Source organism: Shewanella sp. A32, from assembly GCF_029167175.1.
In the GTDB taxonomy this organism is placed as follows: domain Bacteria; phylum Pseudomonadota; class Gammaproteobacteria; order Enterobacterales; family Shewanellaceae; genus Shewanella; species Shewanella yunxiaonensis.
Map to the genome: position 1 here is coordinate 405,345 of NZ_JARFTS010000001.1, position 21,784 is coordinate 427,128.

18 protein-coding genes are annotated in these 21,784 nt (G+C 37.6%); all 18 read left to right on the top strand.

Going from position 1 to position 21,784, the window contains the following annotated elements:
- Positions 1-291 precede the first annotated feature (291 nt).
- The 18 genes from PY479_RS01795 (at position 292) to glmM (ending at position 21,298) form a co-directional block, all read left to right on the top strand.
- Positions 292-3,057 (top strand): SLBB domain-containing protein, encoded by a 2,766-nt coding sequence (locus PY479_RS01795; protein ID WP_275482679.1) that lies wholly within the window; start codon positions 292-294, stop codon positions 3,055-3,057.
- A gap of 225 nt (positions 3,058-3,282) precedes the next feature.
- A complete protein-coding gene (locus PY479_RS01800; RefSeq protein ID WP_275482680.1) occupies positions 3,283-4,248 on the top strand; it encodes a Wzz/FepE/Etk N-terminal domain-containing protein in 966 nt (321 codons plus the stop codon).
- 45 nt (positions 4,249-4,293) lie between these two features.
- On the top strand, positions 4,294-5,337 hold the full coding sequence (gene wecA, locus PY479_RS01805; RefSeq protein ID WP_275482681.1) for a UDP-N-acetylglucosamine--undecaprenyl-phosphate N-acetylglucosaminephosphotransferase: 1,044 nt from the start codon (positions 4,294-4,296) through the stop codon (positions 5,335-5,337).
- A gap of 221 nt (positions 5,338-5,558) precedes the next feature.
- The gene (rfbB, locus tag PY479_RS01810) at positions 5,559-6,638 is read left to right on the top strand and encodes a dTDP-glucose 4,6-dehydratase (protein ID WP_275482682.1); all 1,080 of its coding nucleotides are present in this window, start codon (positions 5,559-5,561) and stop codon (positions 6,636-6,638) included.
- Positions 6,635-7,504, top strand: a complete 870-nt coding sequence (gene rfbA, locus PY479_RS01815; protein ID WP_275482683.1) for a glucose-1-phosphate thymidylyltransferase RfbA — start codon at positions 6,635-6,637, stop codon at positions 7,502-7,504. The genes rfbB and rfbA overlap by 4 nt, the downstream gene beginning before the upstream one ends.
- A 1-nt stretch (position 7,505) precedes the next feature.
- Positions 7,506-8,384: a dTDP-4-dehydrorhamnose reductase gene (gene rfbD / locus PY479_RS01820; protein ID WP_275482684.1), complete on the top strand. Its 879-nt coding sequence runs from the start codon at positions 7,506-7,508 to the stop codon at positions 8,382-8,384.
- A 5-nt stretch (positions 8,385-8,389) separates the two neighbouring features.
- Complete coding sequence (rfbC, locus tag PY479_RS01825) at positions 8,390-8,932, top strand: dTDP-4-dehydrorhamnose 3,5-epimerase (protein WP_275482685.1); 543 nt, start codon at positions 8,390-8,392, stop codon at positions 8,930-8,932.
- Positions 8,933-8,954: 22 nt separating this feature from the next.
- A complete protein-coding gene (locus tag PY479_RS01830) occupies positions 8,955-10,229 on the top strand; it encodes an oligosaccharide flippase family protein (RefSeq protein ID WP_275482686.1) in 1,275 nt (424 codons plus the stop codon).
- On the top strand, positions 10,201-10,695 hold the full coding sequence (locus PY479_RS01835) for an acyltransferase (protein WP_275482687.1): 495 nt from the start codon (positions 10,201-10,203) through the stop codon (positions 10,693-10,695). The genes PY479_RS01830 and PY479_RS01835 overlap by 29 nt, the downstream gene beginning before the upstream one ends.
- Before the next feature lie 1,126 nt (positions 10,696-11,821).
- Entirely contained in the window at positions 11,822-12,883 is a 1,062-nt protein-coding gene (locus tag PY479_RS01840; protein WP_275482688.1) for an acyltransferase, read from the top strand.
- Positions 12,884-12,908: 25 nt separating this feature from the next.
- The gene (locus tag PY479_RS01845; RefSeq protein ID WP_275482689.1) at positions 12,909-13,706 is read left to right on the top strand and encodes a glycosyltransferase domain-containing protein; all 798 of its coding nucleotides are present in this window, start codon (positions 12,909-12,911) and stop codon (positions 13,704-13,706) included.
- 33 nt (positions 13,707-13,739) lie between these two features.
- Positions 13,740-14,762 carry a hypothetical protein gene (locus tag PY479_RS01850; protein ID WP_275482690.1) on the top strand — a complete coding sequence of 341 codons (1,023 nt, stop codon included), beginning with the start codon at positions 13,740-13,742 and terminating at the stop codon, positions 14,760-14,762.
- Positions 14,759-15,640, top strand: coding sequence for a glycosyltransferase family 2 protein (locus tag PY479_RS01855; protein WP_275482691.1), 882 nt, complete (start codon positions 14,759-14,761; stop codon positions 15,638-15,640). The genes PY479_RS01850 and PY479_RS01855 overlap by 4 nt, the downstream gene beginning before the upstream one ends.
- Positions 15,640-16,743 (top strand): CapA family protein, encoded by a 1,104-nt coding sequence (locus PY479_RS01860; RefSeq protein ID WP_275482692.1) that lies wholly within the window; start codon positions 15,640-15,642, stop codon positions 16,741-16,743. The genes PY479_RS01855 and PY479_RS01860 overlap by 1 nt, the downstream gene beginning before the upstream one ends.
- Entirely contained in the window at positions 16,740-17,561 is an 822-nt protein-coding gene (locus tag PY479_RS01865; RefSeq protein ID WP_275482693.1) for a glycosyltransferase, read from the top strand. The genes PY479_RS01860 and PY479_RS01865 overlap by 4 nt, the downstream gene beginning before the upstream one ends.
- A 66-nt stretch (positions 17,562-17,627) precedes the next feature.
- On the top strand, positions 17,628-18,791 hold the full coding sequence (locus tag PY479_RS01870; protein WP_275482694.1) for a nucleotide sugar dehydrogenase: 1,164 nt from the start codon (positions 17,628-17,630) through the stop codon (positions 18,789-18,791).
- A gap of 86 nt (positions 18,792-18,877) precedes the next feature.
- A complete protein-coding gene (locus PY479_RS01875; protein ID WP_275482695.1) occupies positions 18,878-19,882 on the top strand; it encodes an NAD-dependent epimerase in 1,005 nt (334 codons plus the stop codon).
- A 78-nt stretch (positions 19,883-19,960) separates the two neighbouring features.
- Entirely contained in the window at positions 19,961-21,298 is a 1,338-nt protein-coding gene (gene glmM / locus PY479_RS01880; RefSeq protein ID WP_275482696.1) for a phosphoglucosamine mutase, read from the top strand.
- Positions 21,299-21,784: the final 486 nt, after the last annotated feature.

Below are 21,784 nucleotides of genomic sequence, written 5' to 3' on the forward strand. Positions count from 1 at the left end.
ATAATTTTTAGCAATTGGATGCATATTTGAACTGACTTGCTTAGGGCGTTGAAGTAAAATCAAGCTCTTGTGTGCATTTTTGTTTTTCAAAAATAATAAAAAACAAATAGTTATATCTAAAATTTGAAATTGTTAGGCAGTTTGGAGGCCGTAATCCATGGGCGGTAGCGTGCTTCTTTTCTAAATGTGTCAGTGTTTTGCTGAGTGTCAGTATTTTGGCGCAATATTAAGTTTAATGATGAAGTTGTAATGTTTTATTTGTGCAGCATTTTTTCGATGGAGAGTTTTTGAGTGTCATTCATTAAAAGAAAGATAATACTTGCGCTGGCAGCACTTCTGTCTTTCGGATTGGTTCAGGCCGAAGCCGTTACAATTTCGCCGCAGATGGTCGAACAGTTCAAAAGTTTGCCCAAGTCAGAGCAGCTCCGTTTAGCCGAGCAATATGGTATCGATCCGTCCCAGTTAACTTCGGCGAAGAGTCAATCCTCAACTCAAAACCAAAATAACTACAACACCCCGGTCGTTCAGCCTAGGAATGACCAATCAGATGATTCCCAAAAGCAAGATGATGATTTGGGCTTCATTAAAGACGATCAGAACCAGCCATTAAAGCGGTTTGGATATGAGATGTTTGCGGGGTCTCCAACCACATTTGCTCCAGTTTCTGATGCGCCAGTGCCTTCTAATTATATGGTGGGGCCTGGAGACTCGATTAAAGTGCAACTTTATGGTAAGGATAATGAACAGTACGAATTGACTGTGACCAGAGAAGGTATATTGCAATTCCCTGGACTTGGACCTATCAACGTTAATGGTTTGTCCTTCTCAGAGCTTAGAGATGTATTATCAAAGCAAATTAAACAACAGATGATTGGTGTTGATATCAACATCACTATGGGTGAATTGCGTTCCATTAGAGTTTTTCTTGCTGGAGATGCATACAAACCAGGTTCTTATACCGTATCTAGTCTGTCTACCATCACGCAGGCGCTATTTGTATCAGGTGGTGTTAGTGATATAGGCTCATTGCGTAATATCCAGTTGAAACGTCAGGGCAAAGTTGTTGCGACGTTTGATCTTTATGATCTTTTACTGAATGGTGATTCTTCAAAGGACTTGTCACTCCGATCTGGCGATGTTGTGTTTATCCCCGCAATGGGACCCACCATCAGTGTGTCCGGAGATGTGCAACGGCCCGCAATATATGAGTTGAAGCCAAACGAAAATCTAATCGATGTGGTGAAAATGGCAGCTGGGTTAAAGCCTGGAGCCTACCCCAGAAGTAGTACAATTGAGCGCTATAATCGTGATGGATTGAAATCAATCATTAACGTCGACCTTACAACTTCAGCAGGCCAGAAATTTGTCGCTAAAGATGGAGATTATCTGCGAGTAAAGAGTGCTTCTTCAGAATATGATAATGCTATCACTTTGGTTGGTGCAGCGGTAAGACCTGGTATATATCAATGGGTTAAAGGCCAAAAAATCAGCAGTCTCATACCGACTATAAATGGTGATTTATTAGCGGGGGCCGATCTTAAATACGCATTAGTTGTGCGGCAGATTAATGATGTAGGTGATATCAAAGTACTGCAATTTTCTCCTGCAAGAGCCATTACAGACACTGCATCGCAAGATAACGTGCTTTTAATGCCTAAAGATAAAGTAGTTATTTTTAATGCAAGCAATAATATCAGAAATCGCTACGAGCTAAACAGACTAGTAAAAGACCGAGTTAATAAGATTCAGAAAATTAGTAAAACCAAAGGAAATAACTCTGACAACTCGTTAGTTAATACCGATCTCTTCCAGTCAGGTTTTAGTCAACTTGGGCAAGAAAAATTGGGGCAGAGACATCAGTTAGCGGGTGTAGTACTTGCTATAGACGATGCCGCCCCACAAGAATCAGATTTAGTGTCAACTGAAGTGGAAAAGATGTTACTACAACTTTTCAATGACAGAGGATTAATCAAACTAAGTTCGGAATTTAATCGTCAGGAATTACTCTATCCAATTATTGCAACACTTAAGACTCAGAGCCGCGCAGGCAAAGAAGCCAAAGTGGTCGCCATTAATGGCGAGATACAATATGACGGTATATACCCGCTTGCTGAAAAGGCCACTGTAAGTGATCTTATTGCGGCGGCTGGTGGATTGAAAGAAGGCGCTTACATTCAGAGAGCAGAATTGACCCGTACCTATATGGATGCTGACTCTTCTTCAATCGCGCATCTTAATGTAAATGTGAAGCAGGCGATGGATCATGAAGCGGGAGCTGATATCAGCTTGCAACCTCGAGATGTTCTGACCGTTTTGAAAACACCAGAGTGGCAAGAGACTCAGTCTGTTGAAATTCGGGGTGAAGTTAAGTTCCCTGGTATTTACAGTATTCGTCGCGGCGAAACACTGGAACAGGTGTTAACTCGCGCAGGCGGCTTTACTGATAATGCTTATCTGCCATCTGCAGTCTTTGTGCGTGATTCAATCAAAAAGCAGGAAGAGATTGAAATCAAGCAGATGGCTGATCAACTGCGTCGAGACATCGCCACGAGAGGTATTTCCAAAGACGGTACCGTGGTGAATTACGATGATGCGCAGAAAATGCTGACTGATTTAGAACATATCAAGGCTGTTGGACGTTTAGTTATCGATCTGCCAGCAATCTCCCTAGGAATAAAGCAGGCTGATCTGCAACTTGAGGATAAAGATGTGCTGTATGTGCCGGCACAAAAGCAAATCATTTCTGTAGTAGGCGAAGTACAACATCCCTCAACTCACAGATTTAAGAGTGGCATGACGCTAAATCAGTATTTAGAGATGGCTGGCGGCGCTAGGAAACGTGCAGATACTGACCGCATTTATGTCATAAAGGCAGATGGTTCAGTGATGATGCCACATAATTCTTTCTGGTTTTCGAGTGAGGATAACCTCTCTGCTGGCGATACCATTGTGGTACCTCTCGATACTGAGTACAAAGATAATCTGACGTTATGGTCGCAAGTCACATCAATCTTTTATAACTCAGCAGTTGCACTTGCGGCCATTGCCAATTTGTAGTTGTAACTAGCTTTATGCCGCGTACATAAATTTATGTGCGCGGCACGCGAAAAAGAGGATTGGCCTGTGAGTGTTTAAGTTATTTCCGCTAGACCATCACATGCTGCCATTGGCATAACGTTTGTACCTTGGTACTTGAGTTACCTTTTTATTTTTATCTCTAGCTGATGCAATATTGCTTAGCTTTTCTTACAACTTATAGCTACGGCTTAGCACTATATTTTTATGTCAAATACCATTTCTAATCCGCAAGATGCTGAATTTGCCCCGCGGCAGTTTGAGACAAGTGACGAAATCGACCTGAGAGAACTCTTTAGCGTTATTTGGGCCGGAAAGATACTCATTATCGCCATCACTCTAGTATTTGCTATAGGCGCGGTTGCTTTAGCATTGTGGATGCCGAATATTTATAAGTCAGAGGCATTGTTGGCGCCCGCAGAAGAGGCTCAAGGTGGTGGGCTATCTGCTTTGGCAAACCAGTTTGGTGGACTGGCAAGCCTAGCTGGCATTAATTTGGGAAAAAATGGTGGTGCAGATAAGACTGAATTAGCCATCGAAGTGATGCAGTCTCGAAAATTCACTTCAGATTTCATTGAAAAACACCACATTTTGCCAGAGCTCATGGCGGTTGATAAATGGAGTCTCAGCGATAATAAAATTTCATATGATCCTGAACTCTATGATGCCACCACTAAGGAATGGGTGCGGAAAGTTAAACCTCCTTTGCAGGCTAAGCCCTCTATGCAGGAAGCATACAAAGCGTTTACCAAAATTTTTTCTGTAACCAGTGATAAGCAGTCAGGATTAGTAACGGTATCGATTGAGCACAAATCTCCCTATATCGCCAAACAATGGGTTGACTGGTTGGTTACAGATATCAATCAGGTAATGAAACAACGGGATGTTACAGAAGCAAAGCGCAGTACTGAATATTTGGAAAAACAGATAGAGCAAACCAATGTCGCAGATATCCGAACTGTTTTGTACAAGTTAGTGGAAGAACAAGCAAAGACTATTATGTTTGCTGAAGTCCGCGATGAATATATTTTTAAAACGATCGATCCAGCGCTGGTGCCTGAAGAGAAATTCAAACCAAAGAGAGCGTTGATTTGTGTGCTGGGAACCTTACTGGGCGGCATGTTGGCGGTCTTCATAGTATTGGTAAGATATTTTGTCAAAAAAGGAAACTGAAATTTTCAGTCATAAAGTCATGATGTATTCAAAAAGGACCTTGAAATGGACTATGTAATTCCCTTGATATCGAGTTTTTTGATCTCTTTTTTCGCGGTAAAAATTATTCGCCCAATCGCGGTAAAAGCAGGATTGGTAGATTTACCAAATGAACGAAAATTGCACAATGGTGCTATCCCGTTGGTTGGGGGGATTTGTATCTATATTGGCGTACTAATGGCGTCGATGTTTTTTATCACTGATAGCCAAACGCTTAATATTTATTTTGTGTCAGCGGCCATGCTGCTGTTTTTAGGTGTGCTAGACGATAAGTATGACTTATCGGTCAGATTGCGGTTAGCATCGCAGGTCATTGTGGCATCCATGATGATTTTTGGTGCTGGCTATTATCTTCGTAGCTTAGGATCAATTCTGGGCTTTGAAGTTTATCTGGGGGCTGTCGGAACGATAGTAACCATTATCGCGGTGATTGGTGCCATCAATGCCTTCAACATGGTAGATGGCATCGATGGCTTGGCTGGAATGCTCAGCTTGATTACCTTTGCGGCTTTGGCATTTTTACTCAGCCGCGCTAATAACGACTGGTACATACTACCAGTCCTGTTTATTGCATCGATTGTTGCATACTTGATGTTCAATCTGAGCTGGCCAAAGAACTTTGGCAAAATATTTATGGGCGATGCGGGCAGTATGCTCATCGGGCTCACCGTGGTGTGGCTACTGGTGATTGGGACTGACAGCAGTGTTAAAGCATTCAGACCCGTTACAGCCTTGTATTTGATTGCAATCCCGCTAATGGATATGACGTCCATTATGTATCGGCGCATTAGAAAGGGTGTGTCACCATTTCAGCCTGACCGTAATCATTTGCATCATATTTTCGAACGAGCAGGATTCAATCGTCGTCAGACGTTGGCAATCATCTCTATGATGGGGGCAAGTTTAGCTGTTATTGGTTGTGTATCAGAAATCTACGCCGTTCATGAGTGGATAATGTTCACTTGTTTTATGGTGATGTTCCTGTCTTATACATGGACATTGACTCATATCTGGCAAGTCTTGAGTTGGTTTAGAAAACCAACTAATTGATAATAAATTAAAGAAAAAGATGACCTATTGGGGAGGGGTAGCCTTGGTAGGTAAAATCAATGTATTACAGTAGGTTAGTTGACTTTGACTGTCTCAAAATGAATGAACTCTGTCTCAGTAAACAAGGAATGACTGAGATGTCTTATAAGATCAAACTCCTCGGAACGAGCCAATTATAATAAAAGTTCCTGTCGTTTTAATCGTAGAATTAGAGATTTTAAATGAAAATTTTGGTAACAGGTGGCGCTGGGTTTATTGGCTCCGCAGTTGTAAGACATATTATTAAGAACACCAACGATAGTGTCGTCAACGTAGATAAGCTTACGTATGCGGGTAATTTAGAGTCACTAGCGGAAATTGATTCGAGTGACAGATATGCATTTGAACAAGTGGATATTTGTGACCCAAACGAATTAGAAAGAGTGTTTGCAGAGCATCAACCGGATGCAGTAATGCATTTGGCTGCGGAGTCGCATGTTGACCGTTCAATTGATGGCCCTGCTGCTTTTATCCAAACTAACATCGGTGGTACTTATACGCTTTTAGAAGCAACTCGGTCCTATTGGAATAAACTTAATACCGAACAAAAGTCCACCTTTCGTTTCCACCATATTTCGACCGACGAAGTTTATGGCGACTTGCCCCATCCTGACGAAGTGGCTGGGGAATTGCCACTGTTCACTGAAAAAACGGCATATGCACCGAGTAGCCCTTATTCAGCCTCTAAAGCATCCAGCGACCATTTAGTTCGCGCTTGGCGTCGCACCTACGGTTTACCGACCATCGTCACTAATTGCTCAAACAATTACGGTCCTTATCATTTCCCTGAAAAGCTAATTCCGCTAGTGATCCTTAATGCCCTTGATGGAAAGGATCTGCCTATCTATGGCAAAGGCGATCAAATTCGTGATTGGTTATATGTAGAAGACCACGCGAGGGCTTTATATAAAGTAGTCACTGAAGGAAAAGTAGGGGAGACCTATAACATCGGTGGCCATAACGAGAAGAAAAATATCGAGGTAGTGGAAGCGATTTGTCACATCCTTGATGATATTAAGCCCAAAGCAGATGGCTGTTACAGTGAACAGATCACCTATGTAGCAGACAGACCAGGGCACGATAGACGTTATGCTATTGATGCAACAAAGATTGCGAATGAACTTGGCTGGAAACCACAAGAAACATTCGTAACAGGTCTGTGTAAAACGGTTAACTGGTATCTCGATAACGAGCAGTGGTGGCAACGAGTAAGAAGCGGTGCATATCAGGGTACACGCCTAGGTCTGGGAGTTAGAAAATGAAGGGTATTATTCTAGCCGGTGGCTCCGGTACCCGCCTTTATCCTATTACCCGGGGCGTGTCAAAACAACTGTTGCCAGTTTACGATAAGCCTATGATCTATTATCCGCTCTCAACCTTAATGCTGGCGGGCATTCGGGATATCTTGGTGATCACCACTCCTGAAGATAATGAGAGTTTCATACGCCTATTAGGCGATGGCAGCGATTTTGGAATAAATATTCAATACGCTATTCAGCCACGCCCTGATGGTTTAGCCCAAGCATTTTTAATTGGTGAGCAATTTATTGGAAATGACAGCGTCTGCTTAGTGCTCGGTGACAATATTTTTTATGGTCAGTCCTTTAGCAAAACGTTACGCAGTGCTGCTAGCAGAGAAAGTGGGGCTACTGTGTTTGGTTATCAGGTAAAAGACCCGGAACGCTTTGGTGTTGTTGAGTTTGATAAGAATATGAAGGCTATCTCCATCGAAGAAAAGCCTGCCAAGCCCAAATCAAACTACGCAGTAACAGGTTTGTATTTCTACGACAATCGTGTAGTAGATCTCGCAAAATCGGTTAAGCCATCAGCTCGTGGTGAATTAGAAATCACTACGCTCAATGAAATGTATCTTAATGATGGTGCGCTTAATGTTGAATTGCTTGGTCGTGGCTTTGCGTGGTTAGATACCGGCACTCACGAAAGTCTCCATGAAGCATCCTCATTTGTAGAGACAATTCAGAATGTTCAAGGACTGAAGGTGGCTTGTTTAGAAGAAATAGCGTTTCGTAACGGGTGGCTCAGCTCTGAACAGTTGAAGGAGAAAGCCAGTCCTATGCTGAAAAATGGCTATGGGCGTTATCTTATGCGGCTATTGAGTGAAGCTTAAAATGAAGATCTTAGTTACTGGTAGTAATGGGCAAGTGGGCAGTTGCCTGGTAGACAGATTACAGCAAAAGCCAGAAATTGAATTTTTAGCGTTAACCCGTCAAGAATTAGACATTACAGATCCGGTGCAAGTTGATGCAATAGTTAAGCAATTTACCCCTGATGTAATTATCAATGCAGCCGCCTACACCGCTGTAGACAAAGCAGAACAAGACGTTGAACTTTGTTATGCAATAAACCGTGACGGACCAAGAATTTTGGCTGAAGCTGCGCACAAGAATGGAACACTATTTCTTCACATATCAACGGATTATGTTTTTTCAGGTGATAAAAAAGGGTTATACAGTGAAGACGCCCCTGTAGCTCCACAAGGTGTATATGGGCAGAGTAAACTTGCAGGTGAATTAGCTGTAGCTCGAGCATGTCCTCGTCATATTATCCTCCGCACTGCTTGGGTATTTGGTGAACGTGGTGGCAATTTTGTCAAAACCATGCTGCGCCTAGGTCAAACAAGAGACGTATTAGGTGTTGTTGCAGATCAGTTCGGTGGTCCCACATATGCGGGTGATATTGCAGATGCGTTAATTGCGATTTCTAAACAAGTAGTGAATCAAGGTGTTAATGCTTACGGTGTATTTCACTTCTCAGGTTTACCACATGTTAGCTGGCATACCTTTGCTCAAACTATTTTTGAAAAAGCGATAGAACAGAAATTGTTGAATAAAACAGTTGTAATTAACCCTATTTCAACTGCTGAGTATCCTACTCCCGCAAAGCGTCCAGCAAACTCCAAATTGTCGAATAAAAAAATTAAGCAACTATATGGTATTGAACCTAGCGATTGGCAATTAGCATTAAAAAATCTAACAGCATATAAGTAATTATCATGAATGTAATAGAAACAACCATCCCAGACGTAAAAATCATAGAACCACAACTTTTTGGAGATGAACGTGGCTTCTTTATGGAAACGTGGAATCAGAACCGTTTTGAAGAACTAGTAACAGGAAAGAAAACAAAATTTGTTCAAGATAATCATTCAAAGTCAAAAAAAGGTATTTTAAGAGGGTTACATTATCAAACAGAAAATACACAAGGAAAACTTGTTAGAGTAGTTTCTGGTGAGGTATTCGATGTCGCAGTAGATATAAGGAATGGGTCCCAAACCTATGGTAGGTGGGTCGGAGTATACTTATCTGAGGAAAATAAACGACAATTGTGGATACCTGAGGGGTTCGCTCATGGTTTTTATGTCACTAGCGTTGAAGCAGAGTTCGTTTACAAATGCACCGATTACTATAACCCAAGAGCGGAAGTATCCATTCTTTGGAATGATAAAAATTTAGCAATTGATTGGCCTATTGATAGTGTTCCAATTCTCTCTGAAAAGGACAAAAATGCGAGAGTTTTAGCTGAAATTAATATATAAAATCCAATAATGTGGTGATTTAATGAAATTTTGGATTAAAAGTATAGTATCAAATAACAAGGTTGCATTAACTAATGCAGGTTATTTGAGTATACTTCAGATGCTAAGCCTACTCTTTCCGTTAGTAACCTACCCATATTTGATAAAAGTTATTGGCAGCGAATTATATGGGAAAGTATTATTCTTACAAGGTATTTCATATTTTTTAAGTGCATTCGTTAGTTATGGTTTTAACTTATCCTCTACGAGAAATATATCTTTAAATAAAGGGGATTTGTCGAAAGTCTCCGAAATATTTACATCGACAATAATCTGTAAATCTATTATTTTCCTTCCAACGGTATTAATTTATTTTAGTTATGGCATTTTTACACAAGATAGTGATGTAAGGTTTCTATTTTTTATTTGTATAGGTCCTTTGTTCTATGAACTTCTATTTCCTGTTTGGCTTTATCAGGGAATGGAGAAAATGAAATATATAACAATAGTGAATGTTGTTTCTAAATTCATTTTTCTTGTTTCAATATTTTTACTTATTAAAAATAAAGATGATATCGAACTTTTTGCGATTTTAAATCTATTGTTTTACATCGTTAGCGGTATTTTATCCCAATACGTGGCCTTAAAATATTTGGCAGTTAATTTTACACATATAAGTTGGAATGTTTGTTCGAAATCTTTTGTAGATGGATTTTCAGTTTTTTTATCATCAATATTTATTGCATTGAAAGACAGACTTAATGTTGTTGCTGTTGGGATTATGTTTGGACCCCATGAGGTAGTAATATACGATTTCGCCATGAAACTAATATCGGTTATCTCAATACCTCAAAACATTATTTTTACAGCGTTTTATCCAAGTGTGATAAAAGAAAAATCAATTTCAAAAATATTTAAAATTGGTACTGCGATCACTTTTATGAATATTTCTTTGGTAATCGCTGCATTTATTATTCTACCTTTTATTTATAAATATATGTTGGGGGATTTAAGCAACGACATATATAATCTTTATATTTTATTGTCTACAGTAATTATTGTTGGTATCAGCGGTGTTATTGGAAGATTTATTATGCTTGCTTTTGGCTATGATAAAGCTCTAGCCAAAAGTACATTAATAAACTGTTTAATTTACTTCGTCTCAATTGTTCTTTATATAAGTTATTGTTCAGATAAAAAGTTAGTAGAATTTTCAATTCTAATATTATTCATCTATCTATCGGAACTGGTTATTAGAATTTTTAGTCTGAAGTTTGCAGAGAGCCGAAATGAAAAAATTAATAAAAAAACTAACTAGCAGAACTAAAAGCGGAGTAGATAGAGCAAGAGCTCTGGGCGTTACTGTTGGAAAAGATTGCAGATTGATTGATGTGACTTTTAGTTCTGAACCTTATCTTGTAAAAATAGGTAATCATGTATCTGCTACCAAAACACATTTTGAAACGCATGATGGTGGAATTTGGATATTTAGGGATAAACATCCAGATTGGGATTTAATTAAACCGATTGTCATTGGAAATAATGTATATATTGGAAGCGGGGTAATAATTTTGCCTGGGGTTACTATTGGCGACAATGTAATAATAGGTGCCGGTTCTGTTGTAACTAAGAGCCTTGAAGCTGAAAATGTATATGCTGGTGTACCCGCCAGGAAAATAAAAACTATAAATGAATATTTTGAAAAAATTCAGAGTGATGTAATATTTACTAAAAAAATGAAAAAACAGGATAAGATGGACTTTTTATTAAACAAGTATAAGTAATTTATTATGGAATCCACTATTGTTAATTAATATAAGATAGTTTTTGATGATATCACTTACAATTTATATTGGTGTTATAGTATTAGCCTCTTTAATCCTTTATAGCAAAAAACTTTCACTAACAAAGTGTATTTTTGTTTCTGTTATGTTTTCATTGGTTTTTGGATTTAGAATAAATATTGGTAATGATTATGAAAACTATGTAAATATGTTTTACGCGATCAATATATATGATACCGGCAAGTTGATCGTCGAACCATTTTTTTTTATTTTAAATAAAATTGGTTATATTTTCTCAAATAGATTCGGCTATTTTTTTGTATTTTGTGTTTGTACTTTTTTACAAATATTTTTCCTCTTGTTAGCTGCTAGAAAATTCCAAAGCCACCAGTTTTTTTCTGTATTTATTTTTTTGACAGGTTTGGTATTTTTTCTTAATAATGGCATACGACAAGGTGTAAGTCTTTCTATATTTATATATAGCTTGATATATCTTAATTGTAACAATAAAAAATATATATTATTAAATTTGTTTGGGTTTATGTTTCATTACAGTTCCATATTGATGCTATTTTTGCCATTTTTTAGTTTTTTAAATAAGAATCGTAGCTTGGTATTTCTTATCACATGTTGGTTGATAAGTCTTTTGTTATACAAGTCAAATTTGATAAATCTAATATTTCAAAAATTGGTTCTATATGTTCCTTACTATGGCCAAATCTATTCAGAACGTATCCAAAACTATCAAATTTACGATGCTGGAAGTGGCTTGGTTGTGCTTTTTTGGTATTTAATAGTTCTATATATAATTATAAATAAATCTCATATAGATATTAAGATTTTTAATATTTCAGTATTTGGTAGTTTGTTATATCTAGCTGGAATAAATTTTGAAATGTGGGAGAGAATCTTTATCCCATTTTTTAGTTTAAATTTTTTATCATTATCTATCTGTTTTAAACAATCTCTTTTAAAGAATCGTTATAATTTCATGATTGGATTACTTGTATTTATACTACTACTTACCCTATTTACTTATCAAGTTCTCTTAGACAGAAATAAAAATAAAGCTAGTCCTTTTGAACATGTTACATATGCTACGCCAATAAGTTTATAAGGTTAAAGTATGTCTCTGCTTGTCCGGATAAAACACCTTGACGGAATGCGTGGATTGGCAATTATGTTAGTTGTCATGTATCATTCTTTTTATAGGTGGCATGAAATTGAACCCTACGAACAAATCAAGATTTTAAAAGATATATTTCAATATGGTTGGTTAGGCGTTCAGTTATTTTTTGCTATTTCAGGCTTTGTAATCTTCATGAGTCTTCATAATAGCGAAAATATTTCAGTTTTCTTAACCAAACGTTGGTTGAGATTATTTCCATTGATGTTGATATGTAGTCTTTTTATAATATTCTATCAATTTATAATGGGTGATAATTTTTTTCTTTTTAAGAATGAAATCACAGATATCATTCCAGGGATATTTTTTATCGATCCAGAAACCTTAAACACTATCTTTAATACGGACTTTAATAGTCTAGATGGTGCATTTTGGTCAATATATATTGAGGTTAAGTTCTATATTCTCGTGTCAGTCTTTTATTTCATATTTAGAGATAAAAAACTGTATTCAATTTTTATCTTGTATTTAATTTTTTTCTTTTTAAAGGTCTTAAAATTATTTGATATCAAGTTTACTATCCTCTTAGATTTTTTAGAATATTTAGGAGTTAGTTATTATGCATGGTTCATCGTTGGCATAAGTTTGTATCAATACAAAAATCTTTCCGACAATAGATATATACTATGTTCTATATTCTTCGGGATTTTAGGATGTTTGCAACTTATTGGTAACGGGTTTTTAGTTACGGCAATTGCTTTATTTTTGTTGTTCATATTTGTTTGCTCTTTTTTTAGTTCAATTGTGCAGCGTATTTTAAATTATAATTTTCTCATTTTTTTAGGCGCCGTATCTTATCCTTTATATCTTTTTCATCAAAAGTTTATAATTTCTTTTTCGATATTTTTTGGAAGTAAAAATGATATTCTTGACGGTTATCAAAATTTCTTTCCATTGATTTTTTTATTCTTATCTATATTTATTGCGTTTATATTTTCAAAATTAGAGAGTCCTCTTCGAAAATTCTTTTCTTCAATAATTTACAAGCTAAAGTTAGTTTGATAATTAAACATTAATAAGCTTTAAAATGAAAAATAAAAGGTTGGTTTATACTGTAATATTTGGTGGATATGATACGTTAAATGATTTTGATTTCACGCCTACTGATGTTGATTATGTTTGCATCACCGATGACCCAAATTTGCAGTCCAATAGTTGGAAAATAGTATATGTCGAAAAAGAGTCTATTGAAGATCCGATTCTTTTAAATAGGATGTACAAATTTTTTCCTTACAAGTTTTTTGAATATTCTGAGTCAATATACTTAGATGGTAATATCAGTGTGAAATCAGATTTGAATTTTATTTTTGATAAATATCTTTCTCTCGGGGATATTGCGATACCAAAGCATCCGTTTAGAACTTGTATATATCAAGAAGCTAAGGAGTGCATTTCAATCGGTAAAGCAGATTCACAACAAGTTAATTCTCAGATGTCAAAATACAAGTATGAAGGATTCCCTCAAAACTTCGGTCTGTTTGAGAATAATATTATTGTTAGAAGGCATAGCAAATTAGTAATTAATCTTATGGACTCCTGGTGGGAAGAATTTAATCTGAATGCAAAGCGAGATCAATTAAGTTTAAGTTTCTTGCTATGGAAGTATGATTTAAAATGTTGTCAATTAGTAGAGGGGCCAAGATATTCTTCAAAGTTTTTCAATTTTAAACTTCATAAAAAGGAAGAATGTTTGCCTATCTATAAAAAATGGTTGTCTCTAGTTTTTTTAAGGAGAAAACAAAGTTTTTTTTATTTTGCATTATTTTCATTTTTTAATGCAGTAATTAGAACTGTTAAGTGGATAAAAAAAATTAATTTTTTTTGATTCGATTCTATATTTTCTTGTTAAGAGTAGGTTATGAAAAGTAAATTTTATTTAGTTACAAATTATAATAATCATATACCACAAGTTTTACATGAAACCGTTAGCCTCAATCTTTCAAAAATAAAATCTATAATCGATTCTGATTTTGAGTGTGAAGTATATACATTAGATAGATTTTCCCAACTCTTGTTATCTGGTTGTAAGTTTTACGGTTGCTATGTTTTTTTTGCCTCATCTCAAATTGAAAACTATAAATTGGCCATAATTGATATTGCTTTTGAAGTGTTATCAAGAGGAGGGGTTTTAATTCCTGGTATAGAATTTTATTTATCGCATGAGAATAAATTTTACCAAGAGTTATATAAGTCAAGACTAGAAATTCCCACACCAAAATCTAGTTTGTATACACATTTTTTTTGCGAAAAGGAATATAATCTACCGTTTTCTAAAACTGTAATAAAATCTTATGACGGATTTGGTAGCAACGGAGTCCGTCTTGCTAGCACTAATAATGAATTTGTTGAGGCGTTACAAAAGTCAATGAAACATTATGTTAGAGTTGGATTAGGTAGTATCGCCAAGAATTTAGTTAAGTATTTCTATAAATATAAAAATCTCTATCCTACTCGAATTGGACGTGTAGTGGCCCAAGAATTAATCCCAAACCTAAAATATGATTGGAAGGTTTTGGTCTTTGCAGATAACTTTTTTACGTTGAAAAGATATGTGCGCACTAACGACTTTCGTGCTTCTGGAAGTGGTAAATTTGATTATCAAGCAGATGTTACTGATGGCTTGATTAAATTTGCTGATTCAGTTAGGCAAAAGCTTAATGTGCCTTTCGTCTCCTTGGACATAGCTGAAACAGAAAACGGTGAATTTTTTGTTATTGAATATCAAGCTGTTCACTTTGGAATGGCTACCGCAGTCAATGCAAAGCGTTTTCATAGAATTCATGATGGCAATGTCACTAAGATGGAGCTTGGTAGTCATGTATCCATTGAAAATTTGCTCGCTGATTCAATCTTATGTTTTTTAAAAGAGAAATATTTATGATTTTTTCTATTCTTGTTGTATATAATACTAATCTAGATGAGGTTACTTTAGCTATTGATTCTCTAAAAAGTCAGACGGATTTAGTTGTTATATGTAACAATTCTGACAATGGTTTTGTTATCCCGGAAACAGAAAAAACTAAAGTTTTCAATTTTAATGAAAATTTAGGTATTGCTGAGGCTCAGTCTATTGGTATGTCTTGGGCATTTACAAACGGTGCTGAGTTTATTGTTCAAATGGATCAAGATAGTTTACTCCCACCGAATACTATTTCATTATTACTAGAACGTTATAATCAGTTGACTGCACTTGGATTTAATATTGGGGTCATTGGCCCCCGCCATTACGATAAAGTAACTAATGAGGTTGATGAAGGTCGTATTATAAAAGGAAAAGCAATCGAGAATACTAATTCTGAAATAATTCATGCTACAATCAGTTCAGCAAGTTTAATACCTAAAAAAGCTTTTGATACTGTTGGTAGAATGGATGATGGACTTTTTATCGATTCCGTTGACTGGGAATATTGTTGGCGGTTGAAAAATAGTGGTTTCATAACTATCAGATGTAATGATTTATTGTTAGGGCATCGAGTAGGAAATGGTGTGAAAAAAATTTTTGGCCCCGTTAATGTTAGAGTTCCTAGTCCTATAAGACATTACTACCATACTAGAAATCTATTTTTGCTCTCTTCCAGAAGTTATGTTCCATTTTATTGGAAATTTAGTAACTACCTTAAGTTGTTGTTTAAAATCACCGTATATCCATTTGCTTTCGACGATGGCATGCTTCGTCTAAAGTTTATTCTCAAAGGTATCTATGATGGTTTACTCGGTAGAGTTGGAAGAATAGATATAGCATCCAGAAAGAGTCGATAATGAATAAACTACTTTTAATTGGTGATATTTGTTCAGACGGTTACTCCACTAAAGATCTTGAAAATTTTAAATGTTCTGATTTGGGTGTTTTTTTAAGTAATTACTCAGGTTCTATTATTGGTAACTTGGAAGCTCCAATTTTAGAAGAGGATATTTCACTTAATAAGAATAAGTTTTCTTTAAAAAACCCACCATCTAATTCAGGCTTTTTTGATTTTTGCGATGTACTTTCATTGGCGAATAATCATATATTTGATCAAGGTGTTCAAGGTTATAGTAATACTGTTGAGTTTCTTAATGAAAATTCTATATCCTATCTTGGTGCTGGTCTTGATTTGTTAGAGTCAAGAAAGCCAATTTTTGTAGATTTTGAGGGGAGGCGCATCGCATTTCTTGCTTATAATTGCTATTCGACAAATTCTGCTTGTAATGCGGATATGTCTTCTCCAGGCTCCGCACCGCTTCTTTTTGATTTCGTTTCCCAAGACATAAGTACAATAAAAAATAAAAAGCAAGCTGATTTTGTTATTGTATTACCTCATTGGGGGATAGAAAATAATTTTTATCCCACGGCGGAGCAGGTTTGTTTTGCTCGGCGGGTTATTGATGCTGGTGCTGATGCTGTTATTGGTAGTCATACCCATACGATTCAAGTCAATGAGACTTATAAAGGCTGCCCTATTTATTTTTCGCTAGGTAATTTTCTCTTTAATAATTTTCAAGTTGGTAGTCAACAAACTTATTATCAATCAAAGTTTAATAAAGAGGGGTTGATGGTAGAGTTGGTAATAAAAGATAATAAATTGATCGCAAAAGAATATTTTTTAAAATTTAATGAATCTATGTTGCCTGAACTTGTTGATGTAGAAGAATTGTCTACACCAATTTTGAATATGAATTTAAATTATAGAGAAAAGGTTCATAGGCTCAAGTGTTTTTCATCTAACCCAGAACTTACCCTTTTATTAAAGTATAATGGTAGAAGTGCGCAGGTTGTTTATTTTTCAAAACCTGTTGATACAGATTTGATAGTCAGTTGTGAAACTATTTTTGCTAAATTAAAAAGGATGGTTTTATATCGTTTAAGGAAACTGTTAGCGTGACAAAATCGATTGCTGTTGTAATGTCAATTTATCGAGAAGATAGACCTGAATGGCTTTTTGCTTCTTTAAATAGTTTATATGAGCAAACTATTTCAGATTTTGATATTTTTTTGCAAGTTGATGGTTCAATTTCTCCTGACTTGAAAAAGGTTGTATCTGATTTTGAACTTAAATATACAAATTTATTTGTTGAATTTTTTGAAGAGAATCGAGGGTTAGCTTTTCAATTAAACCGTGCTATATCTCGATTGTCCCATAATGGGACATATAAGTTTATTGCTAGAATGGATGCTGACGATATTTGTTTTAAAAATAGATTTGAAAAGCAACTTGATTTTTTTTCAAAAAATCCTACTGTAGCGATTTGTGGTGCTGGTGTTATTGAATTTAGTGAGTGTGGGTCTGTTTTCGAAAAACGTTTACCAAGTCATCATGAAGTTTTAATCAAGAATATTATTAGAAGATGTCCATTCAGTCATCCTACTGTTATGTTCAATCTTTCTGTTATCAATGTCAGCGATATTTTTTATGATGAAAAATTGATGAATACTCAAGATTATTATCTTTGGGTTGATCTTGTTGCCAAAAACTACATCATTGGTAATTGTCAAGATATTTTGCTTAGGTTTCGTAAATCTTCAGATTTTTTTAGTCGTAGAGGGTTTGGAAAGGCAAAGAATGATTTGTTATCTCGATTTTATGCAATGCGTAAACTTCATCAAATTTCAGTTGTTAATATTTTTTTTAGTATAGCTTTGTTTGGTCTGCGAATTAGTCCCAGCTTCATAAAGAAATTTCTATATAGTAGATTTAGGTGATTTCTCTTTCATTTTCTACGTTAATCAAATTTTAAATTTAATTTTTTAATCTCGTTTGGTATGTTTATGAAAATTGTTGTGGCCGGAACAGGGTATGTAGGCCTGTCAAACGCTGTGTTGTTATCACAGCATCACCAAGTAGTTGCTGTCGATGTTGTTCAAGAAAAAGTAGACCAAGTCAATCAACGCATTTCGCCGATTGTTGATGAGATGATTGAAGAGTATCTGTCATCTAAAGAGTTAAACCTTGAAGCGACAACTGATGCTAATGCATATGCTGATGCGGACTTCGTTATTGTTGCGACACCTACCAATTACGATCCAACTACTAACTATTTCAACACACGTACGGTTGAGGCTGTCGTTGCAAAAGTTGTTGAGTTAAATCCAACTGCCTGCATCGTAATTAAATCTACTGTACCAGTGGGTTACACTGCTGAGCTGAGAAAACAAGTCGGTTCTGACAATATTATTTTCTCTCCAGAATTCTTGCGTGAAGGTAAGGCGTTATACGATAACCTTTATCCATCACGTATTATTGTGGGTGATCGTTCGGAACGTGCTGAAGCATTTGCTCGTCTTTTGGCCGATAGTGCGCTGAAAGAAGATATCCCCGTACTGTTCACTGAAAGTACTGAAGCGGAAGCGATTAAGTTGTTTGCGAACACCTACTTAGCCATGCGCGTTGCTTACTTCAACGAGTTGGACAGCTATGCGGAAATGAATGGCTTGGATACTCGTCAAATCATTGATGGCGTGTGTTTAGATCCACGTATTGGTACGCACTATAACAACCCATCTTTTGGTTACGGTGGTTACTGTCTGCCGAAAGACACCAAGCAGTTGCTGGCTAACTACAATCAAGTACCGAATAACTTGATCTCAGCAATTGTGGATGCCAACCGCACTCGCAAAGACTTTATCGCAGATTCGATTATCGCTAAGCAACCTAAGAAGGTGGGTGTGTATCGTCTGATCATGAAGAGTGGTTCAGATAACTTCCGCGCATCGGCTATCCAGGGTGTGATGAAGCGTATTAAAGCCAAGGGTATCGAAGTTGTGGTTTATGAGCCTGTGCTGAAAGAAGACGAATTCTTCCGTTCAAAAGTGATTCGCGATCTGAAAGAATTCAAAGCGCAGTCTGATGTGATTCTGTCAAATCGTATGGAAGCTGATTTAGAAGACGTGGCGGACAAAGTCTATACGCGCGATATCTTTCGTCTGGATTAATTATCCAGTGATGTATTTATTACGAAGCTATTTAAAGATTATTTGCGGTCTCACTTATGGGACCAAGTTATGTTTGTGAGGCGTAAATGAAGTATTTGGTAACAGGAGTCGCTGGATTTATAGGTTCTCGCGTGGCTGAACGTCTGTGCGGAGCGGGTCATGAAGTGGTCGGTATCGATAACCTCAATGATTACTACGATGTCAGTCTCAAGCAAGACCGTTTAAATAAGCTTGATGGTGAAGCGCTGTTTACCTTCAAGCAACTCGATCTTTCCGATCGTGACGGTATGGCGCAGTTGTTTGCTGATGGGCAGTTTGAGCGCGTGATCCATTTGGGCGCACAAGCTGGTGTCCGTTACTCGATTACCAATCCCTTTGCTTACGCAGATAGTAACTTAGTCGGTACTTTGTGTGTGCTGGAAGGTTGTCGTCACAATAAAGTGGAACACTTGGTCTACGCGTCCTCCAGTTCAACGTATGGCCTCAATAAAAAGATGCCATTTGCCACCAGTGATTCTGTTGACCACCCCGTGTCGTTCTATGCCGCTACTAAGAAAGCCAATGAGATGATGGCTCACAGCTATTCACACCTCTATGGCTTACCTACCACTGGCCTGCGATTTTTTACCGTTTATGGTCCATGGGGACGCCCCGATATGGCACCGATGTTGTTTGCGTCAGCCATCAGTGCGGATAAGCCTATCAAAGTGTTCAATCACGGCGATATGAGTCGTGATTTTACTTATATTGATGACATCGTTGCCGGCGTATTGTTATGTGCTGATAAAGTGCCTCAACCCGATCCGTCTTGGACTGTGGAGGAGGGGAGCCCAGCAACCAGCAGTGCCCCTTACCGTATATACAATATTGGTAATGGCAGCCCGGTGCGTTTGATGGATTTTATCGCTGAACTGGAACGGGCTTTGGGTAAAACAGCCGAGAAGATCATGATGCCGATGCAGGATGGTGATGTGCAGGCGACCTGGGCTGACACAGAAGATCTGTTTAAGTCTGTAGGTTACAAGCCAAAAGTTGGAATAAGTGAAGGGGTTAAATCATTCGCTGATTGGTATCTAAATTACTACTTCTAAATTGGTAATATTCGAGACTAATCAAGCAACATACAAGCATAGTTAAAATTTGCTGCTGACTGTTGGAGACAAATTTAAGTGAAAGAACGGAAATTTTTTGGTACCGATGGCATTCGTGGCAAAGTCGGTGCAGGCAAACTGACCCCAGAGCTTGCGCTCAAATTAGGTTGGGCTGCAGGCCGAGTGTTATCCCGCATAGGTACTAAAAAGGTATTAATAGGTAAGGATACCCGAATTTCAGGCTATATGTTTGAGTCAGCACTTGAGGCCGGCTTATGTGCAGCAGGGCTTGATGTCATGCTAATGAGGCCTATGCCAACACCCGCAGTCGCATATCTGACACGGACTTTTCGTGCTGAAGCAGGGATTGTCATTAGTGCGTCACATAACCCTTATTATGACAATGGCATCAAGTTTTTCTCTGCTAATGGCACCAAGCTTGATGATCAGCTGGAATTGGATATTGAAGCGGAACTTGAGCGTCCGATAGATTATGTCGAATCAAAAATTTTGGGGAAAGTATCACGCATCACTGATGCTGCAGGACGCTATATTGAATATTGCAAAGGCCATTTCCCATCTTCACATTCTCTTGAAGGGCTGAAGATGGTGATTGATTGTGCTCATGGTGCAACGTATCACATCGCTCCCAGTGTCTTTCGAGAATTAGGTGCAGAAGTTATCGTGATTGGTTCAGAGCCTAATGGTACCAATATTAACGACCAAGTTGGCGCAACCTCTATGGGTGCCATTTGTAAAGCAGTTGTCGATAATCAAGCAGATCTTGGCATTGCATTAGATGGCGACGGTGACCGAATTATGATGGTGACTAAAGACGGTCAAGTCGTTGATGGTGATCAGATCCTCTATATTTTGGCCAGTGACGCATATCACCGTGGCTTGTTATCTGGTGGCGTAGTTGGTACTCAAATGTCAAATTTAGGTCTGGAACTGGCGCTCAAGGAATTAAATATTCCGTTTGCTCGGGCGAAGGTTGGCGACCGTTATGTAATGGAGCTTCTCGCTGAAAAAGGTTGGCGTATCGGTGGTGAGAATTCCGGTCATATTGTGAATTTAGATCACTGCACTACCGGCGATGGCATTGTGGCTGGTATCCAAGTCCTTGCCGCAATGCAGCGCAGACAAGTTACATTAGAGCAGTTGATAGAACCCATCACTCTGTTGCCTCAGGTACTGATCAATGTGCGCTTTAACGGCGACAAAAATCCATTGCAACAAGATACCGTTAAGCAATCAGTTGCCGCAGTGGAAGAGCAGCTTGGAGATTCAGGGCGCGTGTTACTGCGAAAATCTGGTACAGAGCCACTGTTGCGCGTTATGGTCGAGGGTGAAGATAAAGGGAAAGTACAACAATTTGCTCAGCAGATTTGCGATGTTGTCAAATTGGCGGTGTGATTAACCAATGGAATTTGGTTGTTTATAGCACAATGTTTACTGGCATTTCCCAACATCAAAATCTCAACTGATAACCATTTGGCGAGATACGCCCTTAGGATATCTGTGGGGAAATGTTGGTGAGATAATTGTTATTCAAACCCAGATAAGACATCTATAAAAATCGCTGCTGACTTGAAAGTTAGCCGCGATTTTTTTATCCCATCACATTATGCAGGCTGCGCCATACAGCCTTCACGCAAACAGAAGCGTGCACACGGTAGCACTGATTATCTGGCGCAGGTACTAACAGCAGGTTTAAAGACGTTGGGTGATATTTAAGCATTCATGCTCTCCCACTGGCTGCAACACCAGTGGTTCATATTGCCTGCTCGTCTATCCAGAACGTCAGTGAGCCCCGCTTAGTCAATGTAGTTGCCCCCACCAAAACGGACAGCTTAACTCGCCACTTTAAGAGCTCGATACTCTCTAGGTGACATCATTTTC

Bases quoted from the DNA above. Each gene is read 5' to 3' on its own strand.
- wecA (WP_275482681.1), top strand. From the start codon at position 4,294: ATGGACTATGTAATTCCCTTGATATCGAGTTTTTTGATCTCTTTTTTC.
- PY479_RS01875 (WP_275482695.1), top strand. From the start codon at position 18,878: ATGAAGTATTTGGTAACAGGAGTCGCTGGATTTATAGGTTCTCGCGTG.
- PY479_RS01830 (WP_275482686.1), top strand. From the start codon at position 8,955: ATGAAATTTTGGATTAAAAGTATAGTATCAAATAACAAGGTTGCATTA.
- PY479_RS01800 (WP_275482680.1), top strand. From the start codon at position 3,283: ATGTCAAATACCATTTCTAATCCGCAAGATGCTGAATTTGCCCCGCGG.
- PY479_RS01845 (WP_275482689.1), top strand. From the start codon at position 12,909: ATGAAAAATAAAAGGTTGGTTTATACTGTAATATTTGGTGGATATGAT.
- PY479_RS01840 (WP_275482688.1), top strand. From the start codon at position 11,822: ATGTCTCTGCTTGTCCGGATAAAACACCTTGACGGAATGCGTGGATTG.
- rfbD (WP_275482684.1), top strand. From the start codon at position 7,506: ATGAAGATCTTAGTTACTGGTAGTAATGGGCAAGTGGGCAGTTGCCTG.
- PY479_RS01860 (WP_275482692.1), top strand. From the start codon at position 15,640: ATGAATAAACTACTTTTAATTGGTGATATTTGTTCAGACGGTTACTCC.
- PY479_RS01835 (WP_275482687.1), top strand. From the start codon at position 10,201: ATGAAAAAATTAATAAAAAAACTAACTAGCAGAACTAAAAGCGGAGTA.
- rfbC (WP_275482685.1), top strand. From the start codon at position 8,390: ATGAATGTAATAGAAACAACCATCCCAGACGTAAAAATCATAGAACCA.
- PY479_RS01850 (WP_275482690.1), top strand. From the start codon at position 13,740: ATGAAAAGTAAATTTTATTTAGTTACAAATTATAATAATCATATACCA.
- PY479_RS01870 (WP_275482694.1), top strand. From the start codon at position 17,628: ATGAAAATTGTTGTGGCCGGAACAGGGTATGTAGGCCTGTCAAACGCT.
- rfbB (WP_275482682.1), top strand. From the start codon at position 5,559: ATGAAAATTTTGGTAACAGGTGGCGCTGGGTTTATTGGCTCCGCAGTT.
- rfbA (WP_275482683.1), top strand. From the start codon at position 6,635: ATGAAGGGTATTATTCTAGCCGGTGGCTCCGGTACCCGCCTTTATCCT.
- PY479_RS01855 (WP_275482691.1), top strand. From the start codon at position 14,759: ATGATTTTTTCTATTCTTGTTGTATATAATACTAATCTAGATGAGGTT.